We start from the raw sequence: 3,692 nt of genomic DNA on the forward strand, positions 1-3,692 counted from the left end.
GGGTTTGCCTATCTTATTCTGCTCATTGGTTCTTTCTTTTTTATAGTTTTATATTTAATAAATTTAAGGAATTGCAAACATAGGAAGGGTTTGGCAATAGTGGGGCGAAACTACAAAGTTCAATAGTTGTTCTTCGGTTCAACTTCTATACAAAATTGAAGATTTGTACTTCTATTGCCCCACCATCGCAAAGCCCCGAACCGTTATAGGGCATTTTAAATGACGATACTACCACAAGACATAAAAGAAAGATTTTACAAGACAATCAAAGGCGAAATTTCACTTGACGACTTTGAACAGTGGTTGTATGCCGACAAAGAACTTGAAAAGCATTTAAAATCGGAAGACTATCTTGACTTGATTTCATTAAGCTTTAAGCAAAGTGGAGCGAAATATGAACTTTGGAACTTACTGAAAAAGCATATTGACCTTGGAGAGTTTGAAAAATACAAAATGCTTGGACTTTTAAACGAAGCGAAACATAAGACCGAGAGACTTCCATATATTTTAATGGAATTTTACGACTTGTATTGCAAAGGTTATAACTTCCTACAAGACCTCGGACTAGGAATTGGACTTGCTGTTGAAGTGCCAAGAGTTAATAACACGACTGCGGATTCTTGGGATGAACTAACAACCGAACAACAAAAAGAACTCTTGGACAGTTTTACGCCTGAACTTGAAGAATGTATTGAGCAAGTTATTTATTGGCTTGAAACAAACAAAATAAAATTGACAGGCGAACAAGACGAAATTGGTCATTATGACTATGAAGATTTACGAACAGAAGAAGAGAGAAAATCAAAACTTTGGGTAACGGTTTCGGAAGACAAAGAGACAGGTTTTTCAGCAAGCAAGAACACACTTTGGGACAAGCAAACCGAGAAAAAATGGTGGGAATTTTGGAAATGAAAACAATATACGGACAAAGAAAAACGCCCTATAACATCGGCTTGGCAATATGGCGGGTTTCGTGCTCGTATGAAACATTGTGCAAGGTTCAACGGCAGTAATTCTATTGAACTTTTGTGCTAAAAATCCGCCACATCGCCAAGCCGAAAACCGTTATAGGGCATTTTGGGACGAACCACCAACAATGAAAAAACAATTTAAAACGACACGACAATGACATTAGTAATTGCACATAGACTTAACAATAGAATTTCCTTATCTTCTGACTCAAGAATAAGTTTTGGTAATGCGGGACACATTGACTACGGAATAAAAGTATTTTCAGTTCTTGTAAAAATTTATTCCCCGACAAGTTCGGAAACTAATAATACTAATCTTGACTACAATTACAAATTAGGACTTGCAGTGGTTGGAAGTGCAATAAACGCTTACACGGTAAAAGAATCTGTTTATGAAATTCTTCAAAACCTGCAATACATTCCAGGACACACCGACCTTTCAATGGTAGGCATTGCGAGTTTAGTTTTTAAAGTGTTCAACAAGACAACATTAGACCTTGGTGACATAATACAAGTAAATGGTATTTGTGAACTAATTCTTGCAGGTTACTGTCCAATTCAAAACAAAATCCGAATTTTCAAATTCTCTTGCGACACTTCAACTCACCCAATTAGACCATTTCACGAAGAAATACTAACTGAAAACGGGATTGAATTTTTCGGAAGTGGAAAAAACGAAGCAGACAGAATTCACACTCAAAACGCAAATCTTTCGCCACTTCATATTATAAGACAAGTTATTAGAGACGGGAACGTTGTTTCAGTTGGCGGTGGACTTCAATATGGAGAATTTGTAATCAATAACTTTACAATTTATGGCGTTGAGGACTACGTAGTAAATGATGACGGAACATTTAAAGAATACCTATACACGCTAAGAGGAATTAACTTGTATAAAGAAGAATTTGAAAGAGGAGATGACGGTTTTCACGTTGCATACACATTTAAAAGACCTTTTGAACAAGAAATAAATAACATTTGGCGACAACAAGGAATAGAATAAAACGCCCTATAACAGCGGTTTGGCAATAGGCGGGCTGACGTGCTTCGTAGAAACATTTCTGCTTAAACAAACATTTGTGCTTCGTATGAACTTTATTGCTGAAAATCCCGCCCATCGCCAAGCCGCAAACCGTTAGCGATAATTATTCAGCATGCGTTAAAACAGTATTATGGGAAAGCCGATGCCCAAAATAAGTAGGCTAAAATTAACACCTTTTTATTTTATGGAAACAAATTATTTACCAATTGGATTAAAAGTTAATCCTCAGAACATTAAATTAATAAATGTTTTAAAAAGATTAGAAGATTATGATTTTTCTAGCATAACACAAAGTTGCATGCAAAAATACTCATGGGAAAAAGATTATGCAATAAAAATCGAGGTTTGGACTAAACAATTTTTCTCTCTTGCGTTCTTAGACAATGGATATTACCATATTCCTGAAAATGATGTTGTGAATATTGGCATAGAATGATTTTACATACCGTATGGTATAATAATTTTTGTAATAATATATTTGGGGAATATTATCATCATACACCTGAGCCTGACCCTGAACATATGAGTGACGAAAATAGAGAACGTTCTTTAAAACTTATCGAATATTGGTATCAAAATAAGTGGGAGCAGTTGATAAGGACTTGTACGCAATGCAATAGTCCAAGTCCACAAGCGATTCCTAAAGATTTATGGCCTAGTATTGAAGTTGTTCCTAAATTATAACTATCGCTAACATAGGCTTGGCGAAATTGCGGCATTCTTGCGCAAAATTGTTCTACTTTTTTCCATAACTTCGTTTCCGGTCACCGAAAGTACTCGGCTTCGAAATTGCCGCAACTTCGCAAAGCCCTGGCCGTTATGCGACATTTTATGAAAACAACATTACTAAAAGAAATATTCACGATACTAAGTATTTTATTTACAGTATTATCTTGCTCACAAACAAAAAATGAACTGTATTCAAAACAAGTTTTACCAGCATTGCCATATGAAGGTGTATCCAAATTCGGCGCTGAAAATGATTCAATAAGAATTGATGAATACAGAATTTTAACAGCAAAAGGCAAATCAGAATATATAAAAGTGCTAAAAACTTTTGATTGGTTTAACGAAAAAAGTGAAGTTAAAAAAAAGGAAATTATTAATACTATCGAGAATGATTTAGAAGCAAATTATTCTTTTTTAGCATTAGAAGATTTGAGTTTTGATGCAGAAGGCTTTGAAACTGCAGAATCATATAAAAATCTTCTAAACGAAATGATTAAAATTGCTGAAGTTGAAAATCAAATAAAAAAAATAAACGTTACCAAGGAAAGAAATTTAATTAACATTTCAATCTTGACAAATAAAAACGAAGAACTAAAGTATGCCGTTGATATCAATGAAAATCAAGACTGGATTGATACAAACTTTATTGAACAATTCATTAATGGGCAATTACTGTCAAAAACAAATAACAGGAAAATATTTATTGCATTACCTGCAATTGACCAAATAGCAAATATTACATTTATTTCTCAAAGCGACTTTGAGAAAGCAAAAAAAAATGGACTTATCCCAAGTGATGATATATTTCTGGAATAAAAAAACGTCGCATAACATGAACTGTGTAAAAAACCAAACATTTTAAGCACTTTTTGCAATAAAATTATCTTGGTACATTGTTTTGTTTTTTACCACCCCAAATACAATTTTGAGCAGCTTGTTGCACACCGCAA

The 3,692-nt window shown here is 34.0% G+C and carries 5 protein-coding genes; all 5 read left to right on the forward strand.

Annotated elements, in window-relative coordinates; all coding sequences use genetic code 11:
* The first annotated feature begins 219 nt into the window (after nucleotides 1-219).
* Nucleotides 220-912, forward strand: a complete 693-nt coding sequence (locus IC610_RS19845) for a hypothetical protein (protein WP_191738609.1) — start codon at nucleotides 220-222, stop codon at nucleotides 910-912.
* 213 nt (nucleotides 913-1,125) lie between these two features.
* Nucleotides 1,126-1,974, forward strand: coding sequence for a hypothetical protein (locus IC610_RS19850; protein WP_191738611.1), 849 nt, complete (start codon nucleotides 1,126-1,128; stop codon nucleotides 1,972-1,974).
* 169 nt (nucleotides 1,975-2,143) lie between these two features.
* Nucleotides 2,144-2,449: a hypothetical protein gene (locus IC610_RS19855; RefSeq protein ID WP_191738613.1), complete on the forward strand. Its 306-nt coding sequence runs from the start codon at nucleotides 2,144-2,146 to the stop codon at nucleotides 2,447-2,449.
* Nucleotides 2,446-2,697, forward strand: coding sequence for a glycine-rich domain-containing protein (locus IC610_RS19860; RefSeq protein WP_191738615.1), 252 nt, complete (start codon nucleotides 2,446-2,448; stop codon nucleotides 2,695-2,697). Before IC610_RS19855 ends, IC610_RS19860 begins: the two co-directional genes overlap by 4 nt.
* 147 nt (nucleotides 2,698-2,844) lie before the next feature.
* Nucleotides 2,845-3,558: a hypothetical protein gene (locus IC610_RS19865; RefSeq protein WP_191738616.1), complete on the forward strand. Its 714-nt coding sequence runs from the start codon at nucleotides 2,845-2,847 to the stop codon at nucleotides 3,556-3,558.
* Nucleotides 3,559-3,692: the final 134 nt, after the last annotated feature.

Source organism: Chryseobacterium caseinilyticum (assembly GCF_014837145.1).
GTDB classification, from domain to species: domain Bacteria; phylum Bacteroidota; class Bacteroidia; order Flavobacteriales; family Weeksellaceae; genus Chryseobacterium; species Chryseobacterium caseinilyticum.